The organism is Streptomyces sp. NBC_00122 (assembly GCF_045160845.1).
Taxonomy (GTDB): Bacteria; Actinomycetota; Actinomycetes; order Streptomycetales; family Streptomycetaceae; genus Streptomyces.
On sequence record NZ_CP108191.1, the window covers coordinates 5,552,342 to 5,572,554 of the forward strand.

The 20,213-nt window shown below is 72.4% G+C and carries 20 protein-coding genes; 14 read left to right on the forward strand and 6 right to left on the reverse strand.

Annotated features, from left to right (window positions below):
* Positions 1 to 8: 8 nt before the first annotated feature.
* The 3 genes from OG737_RS25640 (at position 9) to OG737_RS25650 (ending at position 3,340) form a co-directional block, all read left to right on the forward strand.
* Positions 9 to 1,454 carry a HAMP domain-containing sensor histidine kinase gene (locus tag OG737_RS25640; protein WP_328928546.1) on the forward strand — a complete coding sequence of 482 codons (1,446 nt, stop codon included), beginning with the start codon at positions 9 to 11 and terminating at the stop codon, positions 1,452 to 1,454.
* Between the two features lie 26 nt (positions 1,455 to 1,480).
* Positions 1,481 to 1,987 carry a hypothetical protein gene (locus OG737_RS25645; protein WP_405922034.1) on the forward strand — a complete coding sequence of 169 codons (507 nt, stop codon included), beginning with the start codon at positions 1,481 to 1,483 and terminating at the stop codon, positions 1,985 to 1,987.
* Between the two features lie 81 nt (positions 1,988 to 2,068).
* Positions 2,069 to 3,340, forward strand: coding sequence for a cytochrome P450 (locus OG737_RS25650; RefSeq protein WP_405922035.1), 1,272 nt, complete (start codon positions 2,069 to 2,071; stop codon positions 3,338 to 3,340).
* Here OG737_RS25650 and OG737_RS25655 read toward each other — a convergent pair.
* Positions 3,300 to 4,028: a hypothetical protein gene (locus tag OG737_RS25655; protein ID WP_328928549.1), complete on the reverse strand. Its 729-nt coding sequence runs from the start codon at positions 4,026 to 4,028 to the stop codon at positions 3,300 to 3,302. The two genes, OG737_RS25650 and OG737_RS25655, sit on opposite strands and share 41 nt — an antisense overlap.
* A 100-nt stretch (positions 4,029 to 4,128) precedes the next feature.
* Here OG737_RS25655 and ggt point away from each other — a divergent pair, with 100 nt between their 5' ends.
* On the forward strand, positions 4,129 to 5,937 hold the full coding sequence (gene ggt, locus OG737_RS25660) for a gamma-glutamyltransferase (protein WP_328928550.1): 1,809 nt from the start codon (positions 4,129 to 4,131) through the stop codon (positions 5,935 to 5,937).
* A gap of 57 nt (positions 5,938 to 5,994) precedes the next feature.
* Here the strand turns inward: ggt and map are convergent, their stop codons facing one another.
* A complete protein-coding gene (map, locus tag OG737_RS25665) occupies positions 5,995 to 6,762 on the reverse strand; it encodes a type I methionyl aminopeptidase (protein ID WP_328928551.1) in 768 nt (255 codons plus the stop codon).
* A 65-nt stretch (positions 6,763 to 6,827) separates the two neighbouring features.
* On the opposite strand from map, the gene OG737_RS25670 reads away from it, so the two are divergent.
* The 8 genes from OG737_RS25670 to OG737_RS25705 all read left to right on the forward strand — a co-directional run bounded on the left by OG737_RS25670 (position 6,828) and on the right by OG737_RS25705 (position 14,012).
* The gene (locus OG737_RS25670; protein WP_328928552.1) at positions 6,828 to 7,079 is read left to right on the forward strand and encodes a helix-turn-helix transcriptional regulator; all 252 of its coding nucleotides are present in this window, start codon (positions 6,828 to 6,830) and stop codon (positions 7,077 to 7,079) included.
* A gap of 67 nt (positions 7,080 to 7,146) precedes the next feature.
* A complete protein-coding gene (locus OG737_RS25675; protein ID WP_328928553.1) occupies positions 7,147 to 7,323 on the forward strand; it encodes a hypothetical protein in 177 nt (58 codons plus the stop codon).
* A gap of 9 nt (positions 7,324 to 7,332) precedes the next feature.
* Complete coding sequence (locus OG737_RS25680; protein WP_328928554.1) at positions 7,333 to 7,713, forward strand: PPOX class F420-dependent oxidoreductase; 381 nt, start codon at positions 7,333 to 7,335, stop codon at positions 7,711 to 7,713.
* Between the two features lie 207 nt (positions 7,714 to 7,920).
* Positions 7,921 to 9,285, forward strand: a complete 1,365-nt coding sequence (locus tag OG737_RS25685) for a hypothetical protein (RefSeq protein ID WP_405922036.1) — start codon at positions 7,921 to 7,923, stop codon at positions 9,283 to 9,285.
* Between the two features lie 167 nt (positions 9,286 to 9,452).
* Entirely contained in the window at positions 9,453 to 10,295 is an 843-nt protein-coding gene (locus tag OG737_RS25690) for a nitrilase-related carbon-nitrogen hydrolase (protein ID WP_328928556.1), read from the forward strand.
* A gap of 38 nt (positions 10,296 to 10,333) precedes the next feature.
* On the forward strand, positions 10,334 to 11,587 hold the full coding sequence (locus tag OG737_RS25695; protein ID WP_328930476.1) for an aspartate aminotransferase family protein: 1,254 nt from the start codon (positions 10,334 to 10,336) through the stop codon (positions 11,585 to 11,587).
* A 10-nt stretch (positions 11,588 to 11,597) separates the two neighbouring features.
* Positions 11,598 to 12,998 (forward strand): dihydropyrimidinase, encoded by a 1,401-nt coding sequence (hydA, locus tag OG737_RS25700; protein WP_328928557.1) that lies wholly within the window; start codon positions 11,598 to 11,600, stop codon positions 12,996 to 12,998.
* 12 nt (positions 12,999 to 13,010) lie between these two features.
* Positions 13,011 to 14,012, forward strand: a complete 1,002-nt coding sequence (locus OG737_RS25705) for a TIGR03842 family LLM class F420-dependent oxidoreductase (RefSeq protein WP_328928558.1) — start codon at positions 13,011 to 13,013, stop codon at positions 14,010 to 14,012.
* 48 nt (positions 14,013 to 14,060) lie between these two features.
* Here the strand turns inward: OG737_RS25705 and OG737_RS25710 are convergent, their stop codons facing one another.
* The 4 genes from OG737_RS25710 to OG737_RS25725 form a co-directional block, all read right to left on the reverse strand.
* The gene (locus tag OG737_RS25710; protein ID WP_405922037.1) at positions 14,061 to 15,272 is read right to left on the reverse strand and encodes an amidohydrolase family protein; all 1,212 of its coding nucleotides are present in this window, start codon (positions 15,270 to 15,272) and stop codon (positions 14,061 to 14,063) included.
* Between the two features lie 47 nt (positions 15,273 to 15,319).
* Positions 15,320 to 16,450 (reverse strand): MAB_1171c family putative transporter, encoded by a 1,131-nt coding sequence (locus tag OG737_RS25715; RefSeq protein WP_328928560.1) that lies wholly within the window; start codon positions 16,448 to 16,450, stop codon positions 15,320 to 15,322.
* Between the two features lies 1 nt (position 16,451).
* Positions 16,452 to 16,970, reverse strand: a complete 519-nt coding sequence (locus OG737_RS25720; RefSeq protein WP_328928561.1) for a hypothetical protein — start codon at positions 16,968 to 16,970, stop codon at positions 16,452 to 16,454.
* Positions 16,971 to 17,048: 78 nt separating this feature from the next.
* Complete coding sequence (locus OG737_RS25725) at positions 17,049 to 17,510, reverse strand: helix-turn-helix domain-containing protein (protein WP_328928562.1); 462 nt, start codon at positions 17,508 to 17,510, stop codon at positions 17,049 to 17,051.
* Positions 17,511 to 17,737: 227 nt separating this feature from the next.
* Here OG737_RS25725 and OG737_RS25730 point away from each other — a divergent pair, with 227 nt between their 5' ends.
* Positions 17,738 to 19,642, forward strand: coding sequence for a BTAD domain-containing putative transcriptional regulator (locus tag OG737_RS25730; protein WP_405922038.1), 1,905 nt, complete (start codon positions 17,738 to 17,740; stop codon positions 19,640 to 19,642).
* Between the two features lie 81 nt (positions 19,643 to 19,723).
* Complete coding sequence (locus tag OG737_RS25735; protein ID WP_328928564.1) at positions 19,724 to 20,212, forward strand: PhzA/PhzB family protein; 489 nt, start codon at positions 19,724 to 19,726, stop codon at positions 20,210 to 20,212.
* Position 20,213: the final 1 nt, after the last annotated feature.

Consider the following 20,213-nt stretch of genomic DNA (forward strand, 5'->3'; position numbering starts at 1 on the left):
GGCGCGAGGTGCGACGCATAGCCCCGCTCGGGCTGCGCACCCGGCTGATAGCGGCCTTCCTGCTGGTCGCCGCGATCAGCGCGGTGAGCACGGCCGCCCTCACCTACCAGCAGGCGCGTAACGCCATCCTCAAGCAGACCCAGGACACCGCCGTCAGCACCCTGCGGGACCAGGTCGAGCAGCAGGAGTTCCGCCTTCCCCTGGACCAGCAGGAACTCCAGCGCATCGTCAGCGACCTCGGCAAGCGCGGCAAACCCCACCCGTGGATCCTCTTCGCCGAGTACGGCGACCTGCGCGCCTCCACCAACCCGTCCTCGCCGACCTCCACCGTGGTCACCGCCAGCCTGCGCGAGAAGGTCCTCAGCAGCCGGTACACGGCCTTCCAGCGCGTCGAGGACCAGCGCGGCAACCCGTACCTCACGGTCGGCGTGCCCGCCCTCTTCAGTCACAACGGCTACACCGAACCCACCGGCGTCGTCTTCTTCGCCTGCGTCCCGCTCTCCACCGAGAAGCAGACCGTCGAGGCCATGGTCAAAGCCGCTCAGCAGGGGGCCGTCCCCGGGCTGGCCATCGCCATCATCCCCGCGCTGCTGGCCGCCCGCAGCGTGCTGCGGCCGGTCCGCGACATGCGCCGGGCCGCCCAGCGGCTGGGCCGCGGCCGCCTCGACACCCGCATCGAGGTCCGGGGCGCCGACGAACTCGCCGGACTCGCCCGCACCTTCAACGAGACCGCCCGCGCCCTGGAGCAGTCGGTGAGCGAGCTGCGGGACGCGGAGACCCGCGCCCGCCGCTTCGCCTCCGACGTCTCCCACGAACTGCGCACGCCCCTCGCCGGAATGCTCGCCGTGACCGAGGTCCTCGACGAGGACGCCGCGAGCCTCGACGCCGACACCGCCAAGGCCCTGCGCCTGGTGAGCGCCGAGACCGGCAAACTCGCCGTCCTCGTCGAGGACCTGATGGAGATCTCCCGCTTCGACGCCCGGGCCGCCGAACTCAACCTCGACGACGTGGACATCGCCGAAGCCGTGCGCAAGACCCTCGAACGACGCCACTGGGACGACGAGCGCGTCGTCACCGACCTGCCGGACGGGGTACGCGCCCGACTCGATCCGCGCCGCTTCGACGTGGTCCTCGCCAACCTCGTCGGCAACGCCCTGCGGCACGGCGGCGCCCCCGTGCACGTCACCGTGCGGACCGCACCGGGCGAGGACGGCGAACGGCTGCTCATCGACGTCGCCGACAGCGGGCCCGGCATCGCCCCGGAGGTGCTGCCGCACATCTTCGACCGCTTCTTCAAGGCCGACGCGGCCCGCACCCGCTCCGCCGGCAGCGGCCTCGGACTCGCCATCACCCTGGAGAACGTCCGCCTGCACGGTGGCACCCTCCGGGCCGGCAACGGGCCGTCCGGCGGAGCCCTCTTCACCCTCGACATGCCACTGGAGGCCCGCGTATGACGGGGTCGACGACAAGGTCCAGGGCCGTGGCGGCCACGGCTGCGCTGACGGGCTGCGCCCTACTGCTCGCCGGATGCGGGATCAAACGCACCGGGGTGATCGAGAGCGGCCATGCCGCCACCGTCAAGGTGCCCGACAGCAAGACCGCTGCCGTCCTCTACTTCATCTCCAAGGACGGCGACCGGCTCGTCCCGGTCCCCTTCTCGATCGGCACCGACTACATGCTCGCGCCCACGCCACTGCTGCGGGTGCTGTTGGACGGCCCCAGCGGTCCGGCTTCGGCGGCCGGACTCACCACGGCCCTGCCCCGGGTGTCCGACGCGCAGTCGGACGCGGCCTCGGTGAACAAGTACTCGCCGGGGAAGGGGCTGACGGTCAGTGTGCCGTTCCCCGTGGCCGGTCTGTCCGACCTGGCCCGCAAGCAGCTGGTGTGCACCTTCGGCGTCTCCGCCGTGCCGGACACCGTCACTCCGGTCGCCATCCAGGGCACCGACACCACCCTCCCCTCCGCCGACTGCAACCCGCGGCACTGACGCACGCGGCCGTCCCGCGGTTCCTGTCCGCAGGGGGCCGCGCCCTTGCGGGCGGGGCCGCCCACCCGTCACGGTAGCCCCATGGACCACGCCGCAGACGTCCCCGACGTCTTCGACCCCCGCGTCTACGCCGTCGGCGTCCCGTACGAGCGCTACCGGCTGCTGCGCGACCGCCACCCCGTGGCCTGGCAGCCGGAGCCGGAGATCCAGGGCTGGCCGGCCGGCCCCGGCTTCTGGGCCGTCACCCGGCACGCCGACGTCGTCCGGGTCCTGCGCGACCACCGGACGTACTCCTCCTGGCTGGGCGCCACCCAGATCCGCGACCCCGACCCGGCCGACCTGCCGTTCCTGCGCCGCACCATGCTCAACCAGGACCCGGACAAGGCCGCCGGCGACCACGGCAGGCTGCGCCGGCTCGTCGCCCGCGCCTTCACCCCCGCCCGCGTCGACGCCTTCGCCGCGCGGGTACGGGACCGCGCCCGCAACCTGCTCGCCGCCGCCCGGGACAAGGCCGAGGACGGCGCCACCGACGTGGTGCGCACCGTCACCGACGAATACGCGCTGCTCAACCTCACCGACCTGCTGGGCGTCCCGCCCGCCGACCGGGCCCTGCTGCTGGAGTGGACCGTACGGGTCATCGGCTACCAGGACCCCGAAGACGCCCCGGCTCCGCTCCTCGGCCCGGACGGCAAACCCCTCAACCCGCGCTCACCGGCCCTGCTCGGCGAGATGTTCGCGTACGCCCGCGAACTGGCCGCCCACAAGCGCGCGCACCCCGGCGACGACGTGATGACCGCCCTCGCCCAGGCCGGACTCGACCCGGCCGAGCTGGAGATGTTCTTCTTCCTGCTCACCGTCGCGGGCAACGACACCGTGCGCAGCGCGGCGCCCGGCGGGCTGCTCGCGCTGGCCCGAGACCCGGTGGCCTACCGCCTGCTCGCCGGGGGCCGGGCCCCGATGGAACGTGCCGTCGACGAACTCCTGCGCGTGCACCCGCCGGTGCTCAGCTTCCGCCGGACCGCCGCCGTCGACACCGAGCTGGCCGGGCAGCGCATCAGGGCGGGGGACAAGGTGGTGGTCTTCCACGCCTCCGCCAACCACGACGAACGCGTCTTCACCGACCCCGGCCGCCTGGACCTCGGCCGCACGCCCAACCCGCACGTCTCCTTCGGGGACGGCCCGCACGTCTGCCTCGGCGCCCACTTCGCCCGGCTCCAGCTGCGCACCTTCTACGAGGAGTGGCGCGCGGTCATGCCCCCGCCCGAACTCGCCGGACCTCCCGGGCGGCTGGTCTCCAACTTCATCAACGGGATCACGCGTCTGCCGCTACGGGTGTCCGGGCCGCGGCGGTGACGTCCGCCACCAGCTCCGTCACATCCGGCCCGTAGGCATCGGAGTTGATGACCTTCAGCAGGACGCAGAAGGACTCGCGGCCGTACTTGCGGGCCAGCCCCACATGGTGCTTGGCCAGGTAGCGGGCGGCGGCCTGGTTGCTGTTGGCGGTCTGTCCGGAGAGCAGGAACACGGGCCGGGAGCCGTGCCGGGTCGTCAGCCGAGCCAGCAGCACGTGCTCGACCATCCCCTTCTCCCAGCGGTACTTCTCCTCGCCGATCCGGATCGCCCCGCGGTCCGGATCGCCCGACTCGAGGCTGACGTCGACGAGGACACCCGGGAGCATGGAGGTCAGGTGCGCGGTGGTGCGGGTGTTGGAGGCGGGCCCGCCGACGCAGAACTCGGTCCGTTCGCCGAAGCCCTGGCGGGCCCCGTCGTGGGTGACGATCTGCACGGTCGCCCCGCAGTCCTTGATCAGGGCGGATATCTCCAGCAGCGCGAAGGCGTCGTTGCGGTGCAGTGACGAATCCTTTCCGCCCATCTGCCGGTTGACCACGAACAGGCAGTCGGATCCGGTCGGCAGGCCGAAGAAGGCCTGCTTGCGGCGGAGCGCGCGGCGCCAGAGGTAGGTCCGGGAGAACCAGCCGAACCCGCCGCTGAGCGCGGTGGCGATCACCCCGAGCACGATGTTGCGGACGTCGTCGTTCATGCGGCGGATGGTAGCCGTCGCACGGCCTTCATGACGCGAGGGGTCCCGTGAAGTTAGGCTGCGGTGGCATGGTCTGACCGGCCGTCGACTGGAGGTACCGATGCGTGGTCCCGCCGCACGTCACTTAGCACTCGTCGCCCTCGCCGGGGCGCTGGTGTCCACCGGGGCGGCCGCTCCGCCCTCCGCCGCCGACGCGACCGCCACCCCGGCCAAGGTGCCCGTGGCCGCCGGCTACGGCGGGGCCGTCGCCAGCGTCGACGCCGACGCCTCCGCGGCCGGCATCGCCGTACTCCGCTCCGGCGGCAACGCCGTGGACGCGGCCGTCGCCACCGCCGCCGCGCTCGGCGTCACCGAGCCCTACTCGTCCGGCATCGGCGGCGGCGGCTACTTCGTCTACTACGACGCCGGCTCCCGCCGCGTGCACACCATCGACGGCCGCGAGACCGCCCCCGCGACGGCCACTGCCTCGCTGTTCCAGGAGAACGGCGTCCCCATCCCCTTCGCCGAGGGGCAGACCAGCGGCCGCGGGGTCGGCGTCCCCGGCACCCCCGCCACCTGGAAGAGCGCCCTCGAATCCTGGGGCAGCCGCCCGCTCGGCCAGCTGCTGAAGCCCGCCGAGAAGCTGGCCCGCGACGGCTTCACCGTCGACGCCACCTTCCGCGCCCAGACCGAGCTCAACCAGGACCGGTTCAAGGACTTCCCGGACACCGCGAAGCTCTTCCTGCCGGGCGGCGCCCTGCCGGTGGTCGGCTCCACCTTCAAAAACCCCGACCTGGCCGCCACGTACGCGGAACTCGGCCGCAAGGGGACCGGCGCGCTCTACCGGGGCCCGATCGCCGACGACATCGTCCGGGCCGTCCGCAAGCCCCCGGTGAACCCCGCGGCCACCCGGAACGTCCGGCCCGGCGACCTGACCGCCGACGACCTCACCGCGTACGGGACCAAGCGGCAGGCCCCGACCCAGGTGAGCTACCGGGGCCTCGACGTCTACGGCATCGCCCCCTCCTCCTCCGGCGGCACCACCGTCGGCGAGGCGCTGAACATCCTGGAGCGCACCGACCTCTCGAAGCTGTCCGAGGCGCAGTACCTGCACCGCTTCATCGAGGCCTCGCGGATCTCCTTCGCCGACCGCGGCCGCTGGGTCGGCGACCCGGCCGCCGAGGACGTGCCGACGCGGGAGCTGCTCTCCCAGCGGTACGCCGACTCGCGCGCCTGCCTGATCAAGCCGGACCAGGCGCTGACCAGCCCGCTGGCTCCCGGCGACCCGAGGCACCCCGTACCCTGCGCCACCACCGGGAAGGCGGCGCCGTCCGCCTACGAGGGGGACAACACCACCCACCTGACGGTCGCCGACCGCTGGGGCAACGTGGTCTCCTACACCCTGACGATCGAATCCACCGGCGGCAGCGCGATCACCGTCCCGGGCCGGGGCTTCCTGCTCAACAACGAGCTGACCGACTTCTCCTTCGCCCCGATCGCGCCGGGTGTTCCCGACCCGAACCTGCCCGGCCCCGGCAAGCGGCCGCGCTCGTCCATGTCACCGACCATCGTGCTGGAGCACGGGCGGCCGGTGCTCGCGGTGGGCTCCCCGGGCGGTGCCACCATCATCACCACCGTCCTGCAGACCCTGATGGGCCACCTGGACCGGGGTCTGCCGCTGGTCGACGCGATCGCTGCGCCGCGCGCCAGCCAGCGCAACCAGACCACCACCGAGCTGGAGCCGGGCCTGTGGAACAGCCCGGTGCGCGCCGAACTGGAGGCGATCGGGCAGGCCTTCCGGCAGAACCCGGAGATCGGCGCCGCGACCGGCGTGCAGCGCCTGCCCGACGGGCGCTGGCTGGCGGCGGCCGAGACGACCCGCCGCGGCGGCGGCTCGGCCATGGTCGTCCACCCGCACGGCAAGCCCTGAGCACGGACTAGGTCCTGTCGTCAAAGTAGGGCGAGGCGGGACTTTTGACGACAAGGCCTAGGGGGCAGTGAGGATCCTGGGGCCGTCGGCGGTGATCGCGACCGTGTGCTCCGCGTGCGCGGCGCGGCTGCCGTCGGTGGTGCGCAGGGTCCAGCCGTCGCCGTCGCAGGTGTAGTCGTCCGTACCGCCCGCGGTCAGCATCGGCTCGATCGCCAGGACCATGCCGGGGCGCAGCTTCATGCCGCGTCCCGGCGGGCCCTCGTTGGGGACGCCGGGGTCCTCGTGCATGTGGCGGCCCACGCCGTGGCCGCCGAAGCCGTCGGGGATGCCGTATCCGGCGGCGCGGCAGACCGTACCGACCGCGTGGGCGATGTCGCCGATCCGGTTGCCGGGCACCGCTGCCGCGATGCCCGCGGCGAGGGCCGCCTCGGCCGTCGCGATGAGCCGCAGGTCGGCGGGGCGGGGCCGGCCGACGGTGAAGCTGATCGCCGCGTCCCCGACCCAGCCGCCGAGCCTGGCCCCGCAGTCGACGCTGACCAGGTCCCCGTCACGCAGCCGGTACGTGCCGGGGATGCCGTGCACGATGGCGTCGTTGACCGAGGTGCAGATCACGGCCGGGAAGGGCACCGGCGCGAACGCCGGCCGGTAGCCCAGGAAGGGCGAGGCCGCGCCCGCCTCGCGGAGTACGTCGCGGGCCACCCGGTCCAGGTCCTGCAGGCACACCCCGACCCGCGCTCTCTCCCGTACGGCCGCCAGGGCATGTGCGACGACGCGGCCGGCGGCGCGCATCTCGTCGATCGACTGTTCCGTCTTGAGTTCAACCATGCCAATAACTATACCGGTATAACTTTAACGGGATAGTTATTGGTGCGTGCGGGTAGGATGGGGGCATGGTCCGTACCCCCCTGACTCCTGAAGAGCGCGAGCGCGGCGAGCGCCTGGGCGCCCTGCTGCGTGAGGCGCGCGGCGCGCGCAGCATGGTCGAGATCGCGGCCGGAGCCGGGCTCTCGGCCGAGACCCTCCGCAAGATCGAGACCGGCCGGGCACCCACCCCCGCCTTCTTCACGGTGGCCGCCCTCGCCGAGGTCCTCGGCCTTTCCCTGGACGACGTGATGCGGCGCTGCTCCCTCGTGCCCGTCTGAGTCCGGCCCGCGGCCGATCGGCCCAATGGGCGGTGGGAGCGCCCGTACGCGGGGCAAGCGTGAAGGCGTGTCTGCCACGAACGCATCCAAGCGACTCGGTTTCGGATTCCTCGGCGCGCTCCTCGCGGGCGGCCTGCTCCTCGCGGCCTGCGTCGCCCCCGACGGCCGGGACCGGTCCGAAGGCCCGGGGGACGTGGTCCTGCGCGAAGACGCGCCCGGTCGGGGATCGCGCGACAGCCCTTAGGGTCGGGCCATGGATGTCGAAGAGCTGGGCAGGGCGAAGTACGTCAGTCTCATCACCTTCCGCAAGGACGGCACGCCTGTGGCGACGCCGGTGTGGGCGGTGGCCGACGGTGGAGAGCTGTACGTGTGGACGCGCAGCGAATCGTGGAAGGTCAAGCGGATCCGCAACGACGGACGGGTCACCGTCGCCCCCTGTGACGTGCGCGGGCGCGTCGAAGAGGGGGCGCCGGTGCGGGAGGGTGAGGCCCGGCTGCTCGACGAGGCGGGGCTGCGGCGGGTGCGGGGGCTCATGTCGCGCAAGTACACGTGGCAGTTCTGGGTGGTGGACGTGCCCGCCATGGTGGTGCGGCGGGGGCGGCGGCCGCACACCGGGATCGCCGTCAAGCTTTGAGGTGCCCGTAGCCCGCCCGTAACACAGGTGGGATCCAATGCGGTCATGGAGACCGCGACTTCGCTGACGATCGGTCAATTCGCTGAATACCTGCGTGGGTTGACCCAGAGGTTGGATCCCGGAGCAGGTTGGTACGGGGAGTTCCTGCGCCGGGATCCGGAGGGTCTGCGGGCCTGTCTCAACGGGGCGGCCATACCGCCGTGGGACGTGGTGGATTCGCTCCTGCGGGACCTGGCGGCGGTGCGGGGCGAGCAGATCGCGGGGCGGGAGACCGTATACGCCGCCCGGCTGCGGGCCGCCGCGGTCACCGCGTGGGACAGGCTGCCGGGCGGGATGGAGGAGCTGCGGACCCAGTACGCGGCGGCGGCCGCGCAGCGGGCCGACGCGGGGGAGGCCCTGCGGAGCCTGACGGCCCGGCTCGGCGGCGCCACCGACCCGGCGGAGGCGGACGCCCTGGCCCGGGAACTCTCCTGGACCCAGGACGACGCGGCCCGCGCCGCGTCACGCCACGAGGACATCTCGGCCCGCCTCTCGGCCCTGCGGGCCGGCGCCCCGGGCGAGGCGGTGCGGCCCGCCGGGCCGGAAATCCCGCAACCGCCCTCCAGCGTGTCCCGCCAGCAGCCGGCACCGGCCGAGGCGCAGGTGCGGACCCAGGCCGAGGTCCAGGCGCAGGTTCAGGCCGGGGCCCAGGCCCGGGCACAGGCCGAGGCGCCGGTCGAGGCGCCGGTCGGGCGGGCCGAGGGACGGTGGCTGCGCGGCGCGCGGCGGGCCGGGGGCGCCCGGTACGCGGGCTCGGCGGCGCCCGGAGCCCCGGCCTTCACCCCGCCGCCGGGCCACCCGGACGGTGACCCGGCCCCGGGCGGGCCCGGATCGGCTCCGCGCGGGGCACGCTTCGGCACCCCGGAGCCCCGACCGGCTGGGCAGGACGGCGGGGCGGTGCCCCCGGCCGGGCCCGGCGGGCCGGGACATGAGGCCCGGGGCCATACGGAAACCGGCCCAGGGCTCGCAGAGGCGGCAGCCGGGACCGGCGGGTTCCCCGCGGGCCAGGCCGGGAGCACGCGGGCCGTCGTCGGCGAACTGATCGCACTGCGCGCGGCGGGGCGCGGCGGAGAGGCGCACGCGCTGCTCTGCGAGATCGCGGCCTGGCCCGCGGACCGGCTGCCCGGCCTCGCCGACCAGCTGGTCCGTGCCGGGCTCGCGGCCGACTGGGCCACCCTGTTGTGGGAGGCGGCCTCGCTCCCGCCCGAGCGGCTCGCCGCGGCCGCGGCCGCCCTCGGCGAGGCCGGCCGGGAGGCCGACTGCGACCGCCTGCTGCGCCAGGGCGTGGCCCGCCCGCCCGGCGAGATCGCCGAGGCGGCACTCGCCCTCGGCACGGCCGGCCGGACCCGGGAGGCCGACGCCCTGCTCGGCGCCTTCGTCCGGGTCCGCACCGCGGAGGAGGCCGCCGCCTTAGCCCGCCGGGATCCGCAGTGGTTCGCCCCGCGCCTGCTCCAAGCCGCCGCGGCGCTGTCCGGAACACGTCACCGCGACGTGGTCCACGCCCTGCGGGTGGCAGGGATCGCCGCGGCGTAAACCGCCCGTCTCCTGACCGCTGTCGATCGCGGGGCGACGTAACCTGATCGACTACTCCAACCGTGCACGGCGGTCTTGCCCCACGGTGTGACGAGGCCTACGTTCTACTCTCTACGCATACCGTCTACGTGCGTAGAACCCGGCGTTCCCGTCGCGAGGAGCAGCTCATGGCCCAAGTCGTCCGCGCCGCGCTGGTCCAGGCCACCTGGACCGGAGACACCGAATCGATGATCGCCAAACACGAGGAGCACGCCCGGCGGGCCGCCGCCCAGGGCGCGAAGATCATCGGTTTCCAGGAGGTGTTCAACGCCCCCTACTTCTGCCAGGTCCAGGAGCCCGAGCACTACCGCTGGGCCGAGGCCGTCCCCGACGGCCCGACCGTCCGCCGCATGCAGGACCTCGCCCGCGAGACCGGCATGGTGATCGTCGTACCCGTCTTCGAGCTGGAGTCCGAGGGCTTCTACTACAACACCGCTGCCGTCATCGATGCCGACGGCAGCTACCTCGGCAAGTACCGCAAGCACCACATCCCCCAGGTCAAGGGCTTCTGGGAGAAGTACTACTTCCGCCCGGGCAACCTCGGCTGGCCCGTCTTCGACACCGCCGTCGGCCGGGTCGGCGTCTACATCTGCTACGACCGCCACTTCCCCGAGGGCTGGCGCGCACTGGGCCTGGCCGGGGCCCAACTGGTCTACAACCCGTCCGCCACCCACCGGGGCCTGTCCGCGTACCTGTGGCAGCTGGAGCAGCCGGCCGCGGCCGTCGCCAACGAGTACTTCATCGCCGCGATCAACCGCATCGGCCAGGAGGAGTACGGCGACAACGACTTCTACGGCACCAGCTATTTCGTCGACCCGCGCGGCCAGTTCGTCGGTGAGACCGCCAGCGACAAGGAGGAGGAACTCCTCGTCCGCGACCTCGACTTCGGCCTGATCAAGGAGGTCCGCGACCAGTGGGCCTTCTACCGCGACCGCCGCCCCGACGCCTACGGAGGGCTCGTACAGCCGTGACCAACCCGATCCCCCTGCACAGCCGCCACCTCACCGTCATGCCCGACTGGCTCGCGCTCTACTACGACCGCCCCATCGAGCTCACCCACGGCGAGGGCCGCCACGTCTGGGACGCCGACGGCAACCGCTACCTCGACTTCTTCGGCGGCATCCTCACCACGATGACCGCCCACGCCCTGCCCGAGGTCACCAAGGCCGTCTCCGAACAGGCCGGGAGGATCATCCACTCCTCCACCCTGTACCTCAACCGGCCGATGGTCGAACTGGCCGAGCGGGTCGCCGCGCTGTCCGGCATCCCCGAGGCCCGGGTCTTCTTCACCACCTCCGGCACCGAGGCCAACGACACGGCCCTGCTGCTCGCGACGACGTACCGCCGCTCCAACCAGATCCTGGCGATGCGCAACAGCTACCACGGCCGGTCCTTCTCCACCGTCTCCGTCACCGGAAACCGCAGCTGGTCCCCGACCAGCCTCTCCCCGCTCCAGACGTACTACGTCCACGGCGCCGTCCGCACCCGCGGCCCCTTCGCGGAGCTGTCCGACACCGAGTTCACCGCCGCCGCCGTGGCCGACCTGGAGGACGTGCTCGGCCAGGCCCGAGGCGGAGTGGCCGCGCTCATCGCCGAACCGATCCAGGGCGTCGGCGGATTCACCTCCCCGCCCGACGGCCTGTACGGGGCCTTCCGCGAGGTCCTGGACCGGCACGGCATCCTGTGGATCAGCGACGAGGTGCAGACCGGCTGGGGCCGCACGGGCGAGCACTTCTGGGGCTGGCAGGCCCACGCCCAGAACGGCCCGCCGGACATCCTCACCTTCGCCAAGGGCATCGGCAACGGCATGTCCATCGGCGGGGTCGTGGCCCGTGCCGAGGTGATGAACTGCCTGGACTCCAACTCCATCTCCACCTTCGGCGGCTCCCCGGTCACCATGGCGGCCGGCGCCGCCAACCTCGCGTACCTGCTGGAACACGACCTCCAGGGCAACGCCCGCCGCGTCGGCGGCCTGCTGCTGGAGCGGCTGCGCGCGATCGCCGCCCACGTGCCCGCCGTACGGGAGGTGCGCGGCCGGGGCCTGATGGCCGGCCTGGAGCTGACCCGGCCCGGCACCGACCAGGCCGACCCGGAGGCGGCAGCGGCCGTCCTGGAGGCCGCCCGCGCGGGCGGCCTGCTGATCGGCAAGGGCGGCGGTCACAACACCAGCGTGCTGCGCATCGCGCCGCCGCTCTCCCTCACCGTCGCCGAGGCGGAAGAGGGTGCCGAGATCCTCGAACAGGCGCTCCGCAGCATCCAGTAGGGGGACTTCCATGAGCATCCGCACCCTGATCCGCGGCGGCCTGGTGGTCACCGCCGCCGACGAACTCCACGCGGACGTCCTGATCGAGGACGGCCGCGTGGCGGCCCTGGCCGCGCACGGCTCCGCGGCAGCCGAGGCCTGGACGGCCGGCCGCACGATCGACGCGAGCGGGAAGTACGTCATCCCGGGCGGCGTCGACGCGCACACCCACATGGAGCTCCCGTTCGGCGGCACCTCGGCCTCGGACACGTTCGAGACCGGAACCCGGGCCGCCGCCTGGGGCGGCACCACAACGATCGTCGACTTCGCCGTCCAGAGCGTGGGCCACTCCCTGCGCGAGGGCCTCGACACCTGGTACGACAAGGCCGACGGCAAGTGCGCCGTCGACTACGCCTTCCACATGATCCTCTCGGACGTCAACGAGGGCACCCTCAAGGAGATGGACCTCCTGGTGGGGGAGGGCGTCACGTCCTTCAAGCTGTTCATGGCCTACCCGGGCGTCTTCTACAGCGACGACGGGCAGATCCTGCGCGCCATGCAGCGCGGCGCCGCCAACGGCGGGCTGATCATGATGCACGCCGAGAACGGCATCGCCATCGACGTCCTCGTCGAACAGGCCCTGGCCCGCGGCGAGACCGACCCCCGCCACCACGGCGAGGTCCGCAGGGTGCTCCTCGAAGCCGAGGCCACCCACCGCGCCATCCAGCTCGCACGGGTCGCCGGAGCCCCCCTGTACGTCGTCCACGTCTCGGCGGAGGAGGCGGTGGCCGAGCTTGCCGCCGCCCGCGACAAGGGGCTGCCGGTCTTCGGGGAGACCTGCCCGCAGTACCTCTTCCTGTCCACCGACAACCTCGCCGAGCCCGACTTCCAGGGCGCCAAGTACGTCTGCTCCACCCCGCTGCGCCCGCGCGAGCACCAGGAGGCGCTCTGGCGGGGGCTGCGCACCAACGACCTCCAGGTGGTCTCCACCGACCACTGCCCCTTCTGCTTCCGCGGCCAGAAGGAGCTGGGCCGCGGTGACTTCTCCAAGATCCCCAACGGACTGCCCGGGGTGGAGAACCGCATGGACCTCCTCCACCAGGCCGTCGTGGACGGGCACATCAGCCGCCGCCGCTGGATCGAGATCGCCTGCGCGACCCCGGCCCGGATGTTCGGCATCTACCCGCAGAAGGGCACCATCGCGCCGGGTTCCGATGCCGACATCGTCCTCTACGATCCGCACGCCGAGCAGGTCATCTCCGCCGAGACCCACCACATGAACGTGGACTACTCGGCGTACGAGGGCAAGCGGATCACCGGACGCGTCGACACGGTGCTCTCCCGCGGCGAACTCGTCATCGACCGGCGCGAGTACACGGGCCGGGCCGGCCACGGGGTCTTCGTCCCCCGCACCACCTGCCAGTACCTGTAAGGAGTGTCCGCCATGGACTTCGGCCTCGTCCTGCAAACCGATCCACCGGCTTCGCAGGTCATCAGTCTCATGCGCCGTGCCGAGCGCAACGGGTTCCGCTACGGCTGGACCTTCGACTCCGCCGTGTTGTGGCAGGAGCCGTTCGTCATCTACAGCCAGATCCTGGAGCACACCCGAAAACTGCACGTCGGGCCGATGGTCACCAACCCGGGTACCCGCACCTGGGAGGTCACCGCCTCCACGTTCGCCACCCTCAACGACATGTTCGGCAACCGCACCGTGTGCGGGATCGGGCGCGGGGACTCGGCGATGCGCGTCGCCGGGCGCGCGCCGAACACCCTGGCCCGGCTCGGCGAGGCCATCGAGGTGATTCGCGACCTCGCCGAGGGCCGGGAGGCGGTCGTCGACGGCAACCCGATCCGCATTCCCTGGATCCGGGACGGGAAGCTGCCGGTATGGATGGCCGCGTACGGCCCGAAGGCCCTTGCCCTGGCCGGGCAGAAGGCGGACGGGTTCATCCTCCAGCTCGCCGACCCCTACCTCACGGAGTGGATGGTCAAGTCGGTCCGCCAGGCCGCAGTGGAGGCAGGCCGCGACCCGGCCGCGATCACCATCTGCGTGGCGGCCCCCGCGTACGTGGGCACGGACCTCGCCCACGCCCGCGACCAGTGCCGGTGGTTCGGCGGAATGGTCGGCAACCACGTCGCCGACCTGGTCTCGCGCTACGGCGAGCACTCCTCGATGGTCCCCGACGAGCTCACCGAGTACATCAAGGCCCGCCAGGGCTACGACTACAGCCACCACGGCCGCACCGGGAACCCGTCCGCGGACTTCGTCCCCGACGAGATCGTCGACCGCTTCTGCCTGCTCGGCCCGCCCGAGGCCCACATCGAGAAGCTGCGCGCCCTGCGCGACCTCGGCGTCGACCAGTTCGCCCTCTACGACATGCACGACGCGAAGGAGGCCACGATCGACGCCTACGGGACGCACGTCATCCCCGCGCTGAGCAGCTGACGTCACCGGTCCTCGCCATCCGCCCGACGCGGCGCCGGCCCCCGTTCTTCAGCGCGGGGCCGGCGCCGGGGAGCCGGCCGGGACGTGGGGGCGGCCGGCGGACATCGTCAGGCGGACGTCGCGCAGGGCGGCCAGATCGGCCAGTGGGTCGCCGGTGACGGCGATCAGGTCGGCGCGGTAGCCCGGGGCGAGGCGTCCGGTGTCGGAGGCGATGCCCAGGGCGAGGGCGGCCTCGACCGTGGCCGCGTCGATGGCCTCGGCGGGGGAGAAGCCGATGTGGCGGAAGAACTCCAGGCTCGACACGAAGCCGTCGAAGACGGCGTGCGCCACGCCCGCGTCCGTGCCCGCGATGAGCCGTACCCCCTGACCGGCCATCCAGCGCAGGCGGTCGAACATCTCCTCGGCCCGCTCCGGGCCGAAGCGCCGCGCGAAGCCGCGCCAGTCCGGGCTCGCCGCGGGACAGACCCGGATCCCCTTCGCCGCGATCTCGGCGACCAGGTCCTCCCGCACGTCGAAGCCGTCCCGCGCCATCCAGGTGCAGTGCTCGATCGTGTCGACGCCCGCCGCCACCGCCGCCGCGATGCCCTCGGTGCCGTGCGCGTGTGCGGCCACCGGCAGACCGGCGCGGCGGGCCTCGGCCACCACCAGGCCCAGTTCCCCGGCGGTGAACTGGGCCTCCCAGACCGGCGGGCCGCCCTTGGTGATGCCACCGCCGGTGGCCATCACCTTGATCACGTCGACGCCGTCCCACACGTTGCGCCTGACCAGGCCGCGCAGGGCCTCCTCGTCGCTCACCTCGCCTCCGAAGAACCAGCAGTGGCCGCCGGGGCGGGTCAGCGGGGTCCCGGCGCTGAGGATGCGCGGACCGGGTGCGGCGTCCTGCTCGATCGAGTGCCGCAGGCGCAGGGCGAGGCCGCCCCGGTCCCCGAGGTCCCGTACGGTCGTCACGCCGCTGTCGAGCAGGAGCCGGGCCCGCTCGGCCATCCCGGCCAGCAGTCCGGTGTCATCGGTGTCGAGGAGGGCGGTGACGGGGTCCGGCCCGGCGTCGAGGGCCAGGTGGACATGGCAGTCGATCAGTCCGGGCAGCACCGTGCCGTCGGGGAACGAGACGACCGTTGCCCCGGCTGCGGCCAAGGGTGCGATCTCGGCCCGCGGGCCCACGCCTGCGATCGTCCCGCCGCGGACCAGTACGGCGCCGTCGCGCAGCCGCTGACCGCCGGGCCCCGTGACGAGCTGCCCGGCAGTGATCAAGTACTCCATGGACTCACACCTTCGTGTCGGTCGCCCCGCAGGATCCGGCGGAGCGGTCATGCGGCCCCAAGCGCGTCCGAGAGCAGCAGGAGCTGGTGCACGTCGTCGTCGAGGCTGTCGCCCCGGGGGAGGGCGATCGCCACCGCCCCGGACGGGGCGGGCACCCCGGCCGAGTACTCCCGCAGCGCCCGGCGCAGGTGTCCAGCCACGACGTCAGGCGGCAGCCCGCCGACCGGCCCGGCCTCGGTGAGGGGCGCGAGGTACGGGCTGAGCCGTACGAGCCCGTCCCGGCACTCCACCACGCGCCGGTAATAACGCCGGTGTGCACCGAGCGGGCCCCGCCAGGCGGGCCAGTCGCGCCAGCCGCCGGACGGCGCCGGGTGCAGGGCGTTCTCGGGGAACGCCGTGTGCAGCGCCGTCCACAGCGGAGTGAGCCGGCGGTAGGCGCGCCGGTGCCGCCACCGCAGGCGCAGCGCCGTCAGCCGGTCGGCCACCCCGGGGTACAGGACGCCGACGACGAAGAGCGGAATCGCCAGGTCCAGCAGCAGTTTGACGCTGGTGATCACAGCTGGGGGAACGGCGCCACCGCCGGCGCGGACGAGGGTCAGCACGGCGCGCAGGGCGCCCGCGCCCACCATGCACGCCAGGGAGACGGCGACCAGCCGCAGTCCGACGGCGAGCGAGCCGCGTGCGGTCCCGACGTACCGCAGGGTCCACCACAGTGCCATCGCGAGCGCGTACGTCAGGTAGATCCCGGCCGCCAGGTAGAACACGGCGGTTCCGGCCACCCGCATGTCCGCCGTCGCGTAGACGTGGGTGCGCGCGGCGCGCGGGGTCGCGAGCGGGGCCGCCGTGATGACGACCGCGGTGATCACGAGCGGGATCAGCTCGATCCGGGCACGCCGGCGGCCGCTGCGCGGGTCCGAGGCCGATTGCAGATAGAAGCACATGAGCCAGTAGGCGGTGCCGAGCAGCAGGACGTTCTGCACCAGCTTCGTGGTTCCGGCGCCGGCCATGGCGTCGACGTCGTCGGCGACGCTGCGCAGACCCATGGGGAAGGACAGGCAGGCGCAGAGGATGCAGTACGTCACGGCCTGAAGAGGACGGTCGTACGGGGCCTTGGCGATCTGGTGGATCATCCGGACGAGGGCGACCAGCAGGACCGCGCCGAGCAGGATCGTCAGCACGTCACAGCCACCCGCGCCGCTCGGTCAGCGCCCTCTGGATGCGCCCGGCCGAGGAGTCCCGTGGTGCGGGCCGGGCGACCTGATCGAGGAGGCGGGCCCATTCGAGGATGATGGTGGCCATCGTCTCCGCCTCGCGTTCGCGCTCCTCGTCGTACGAACTGCGCCCCAGGAGCCGCTTGACCACGTCGAGGGAGATGTTCGGCATGATCGCGCCGAGCAGTGCGTCGTCGAGTTCACCGCTGTGGTGATCGGCCAGGATGTGCCCGACCTCGTGCACGATGATGTGGTCCTGGTGCGCCTTGCTGGTTTCCTGCTGGTAGAAGATGTAGTCGGTGGTGTCCGTGGCGATCCACAGCCCGTACGGGCCGTTCGCCGGGAGCCGGTAGGGGACCAGGTGGATGGGCCGACCCCGGCGCTCTCCGAGGAGTCTGCACAGTACGGCGACGTCCAACGGCGGCTGGACCCCCAGCGACCGGAGTTCACGCTTGCAGCGCCGCCGTAACTCGCTCTCTTTCAGCAATCTTCCTCCCCCGTGCCACACCGGCCACACACGACCCATGCAACATGAGTCGGGTTCGGACAGACAGGGGGAATCAGGTCATGAATCCTGGGGCTCGCCCAGTGCGTCCTTGTCCGGAGTGCGCTGGGACAGTCCCTCCAGGGTCCGTACGCGCTCGATGAGTTCGCTGATCGAGTTCAGGCTCGCGGAGGAGAGGCCGGCGGCCCGCAGGGCGACGTGCTGGACGTTGGAGTCGCGAAGTGCCGCGAGGAGGGCGAGCTGCACGTGGACGTCGGAGGCGACCTGGTCGTTGAAGAAGTAGGCCGGAGGGACGCCGAAGAACTTGGCTATGCCTTCGAGGTGCTTGAGCGTCGGATTGTCGCGCTGGCCTTTGCGCAACAGCCAGATGTAGCTTCCGGAGATGGGTATTCCGGTCTCGGTGATGGCCCGGGCCACTTCTTCGGTGTTGTACGGCTGACGGCCGGCCGGTACCACCGTTTCGAACAGGTGATTGATCTTGTCGGCAAGGGTGAGTCTCGCACCGCCGTCCGAGCTGGCCAAGGTTGCACCTCCCTGTGTCCAGGGCAATCTACTGGCACGGCGTCGGGTGCGTCGACGCCCGGTGGCGTGTTGACACCTGTCGGAGCCGAGGCTAGCGTCCCCATCCGGATCGATCTTCGACTCATATTGGATGCAACTCGACTCGGGCGTACCTGAGTTGCCGTGGCTCGTCCTGAAAACGAGCTCGTCACGGCGCCCGAGCCCGGAGAGCTCGGACGAGGGACGGCATGGAACTTCGCATACTCGGACCGATAGAAGCCTTCGACGGCGGCCGCCCCCGCTCGCTGGGCGGGATGCGGCCCAGAACCCTCCTCGCGGCCCTGGTCCTGGCGGGGGAGCACGGGCTGTCCCAGTACGAGATCCAGCAGGCGTTGTGGGGAGCGGCCCCGCCCGCGACGGTACGCGCCCAGGTGCACACGCACGTCTCCCGGCTGCGCAAGGCGCTGGGGGGCGCGGTCGAGTTCGTCCGGCTGCCCCGCGGGTACGGGCTGCGGGCGAGCGGCGCGACCGTGGACTACCTGGAGTTCGAACGCCTGGCCGCCCGCGGCCGCGACGCACAGGCGGCCGGACGGCTGGAACAGGCGTCCACCCTGTTCGCCGAGGCGCTGGCGCAGTGGCGAGGTCCCGCCCTCGCCGGTGCCACGGAGTTCCTGGACGCCTCGCAGGCCCCCAGGCTGGAGGAACTGCGGATGTCCGTACTGGAGGAGAAGACGGCCGCCGACCTCGCCCTCGGCCGGGCCCGTCACGTCGTCGGCGAGCTCACCGCGTCCGTCGCGCAGTTCCCCTTCCGTGAGCGGCTCCGGTCCCTGCTGATGAGCGCGCTCTGCCACAGCGGCCGGCAGGCCGAAGCCCTCACCGTCTACCACGAGGGCCGGGCCGTCCTCGCCGAACACCTCGGCGTGGACCCGGGGGAGGAACTCAACAGCACCTTCCAGTCCCTGCTCGCCGGCACCCTGGACGCCCGTCGGCCGTCCCCGCGGGTCCCCGGCCCCACGGGCGAGGCTCCCTGCCGCGGTGACGGGGCGTACACCGCGCTGCCCCCGGACCTCGTGGACTTCACCGGTCGGCACGCCGAACTGCGCAGGCTCCGGCAGTGGCTGACCCCCGCACCGGACGACGCGGGCTGCACCGGGCCCGTCGTGGTCACCGGCATGGCCGGCAGCGGCAAGACCGTACTGGCGGTGCGCGCCGCGTACGGCATCGCGCCCGCCTATCCCGATGGCCGGCTGTTCGCCCGCTGCCACGACGCCGGGGGCCGTCCTCGACCGCAGGCCGAGGTCGTCGACGACCTCCTGCGCGGCCTCGGTGAACGCCCTGACCCGGCGGTGGGGGCACAGGAGCGGATGTGGTTGTTACGCACCCTCCTCGACAGGCTGCGCTGCCTCGTCGTCCTCGACGGCGCCGACGAGGCGCAGGTGCATCCCCTGGTCTCCGGTGGCGGCCGGTCCCAGTTCCTGCTCACCGGGCGGCCGCGGTTCGCCGACCTGCCCGGTGTCCGCGTCCTGGCCCTGGGCGGCCTGGAGCCGCGCGAGGCACTGGACCTGCTCAACGGGATCACCTGCGGTTCGGCGGTCGCGGGGGGCCACCGGGAGGCGGCCGAGCGGCTGCTGCGCCTGTGCGACCTGCATCCCGCCACCATTCGCGCCGTAGCCGCGCAGCTGACCGCCCGGCCGCACTGGACGCCGGGCCATCTCGCCGACCGGCTGGCCGACCCCGGCCGCGACACCCTCGGCTTGCTGCGCATCGGTGAACTCGACGTCGGCGCGGCGCTGCTGTGCAGCGTCGCCGGGCTCCCCGACCGTCCCCGCCGCGCTCTGCGCGGGCTCGCCGGCCTGCGGATGCGGCACATCACGGTGGGCGCGGCCGCCGTCGCGCTGGACCTGCCGACCGGGGCGACCGAGGACCTCCTCGAACTGCTGGTGGACGCCCACATGCTGGGCGTGGCCGGAGCCGCCGGAGACGGCGGCTTCGTCTTCGAGCTGCCCGGCCTGCTGATGTGCGTACTGACGGCCGACAGCGCTGCCGAGAACACGGAGAACGCGCAGACCACGGAGGGATCGGAGTTCGTGCCGGGCGAGGTCATCCGGCGCGGCGGTGCGCCGTGCCGGGCACGGCCTATAGCCGCTGTATAGCGACCGGCAGCCCTGATATAGCCAGCTTTTGCAGCATATTCCGAGCAGTTGATCTGTGTCCCATCCACGGGAGGTCACGTCGTGTCCGACGCCACGCTCAGCCCAGGCTTTACCGACCATGCCGAACTCCGGCGCATCAACCGGGCCACGGTCGAGACGTACATGCACACCACCGGTCAGGACCGTCTCAAGCGCCATCTCCTCTTCGTGGAGGACGGCGAGGGCGGCCTGTGGACCGCCGACACCCCCGGACCCATCGCCATCCGCGGCCGCGACCGGCTGGCGGAGCATGCCGTCTGGTCCCTGCAGTGCTTCCCCGACTGGGTGTGGTTCAACATCCAGATCTTCGAGACCCAGGACCCCAACCGGTTCTGGGTGGAGTGCGACGGCGAGGGGGCGATCCGCTTCCCCGGCTACGAGGACGGCCACTACAAGAACCACTTCCTCCACTCCTTCCTGCTGGACGGCGGGAAGATCGTGCAGAACCGGGAGTTCATGAACCCCTTCAACCAGCTCCGGGCGCTCGGTATCGAGGTGCCCGTGGTGCGCCGGGAAGGCATCCCCACGTGAA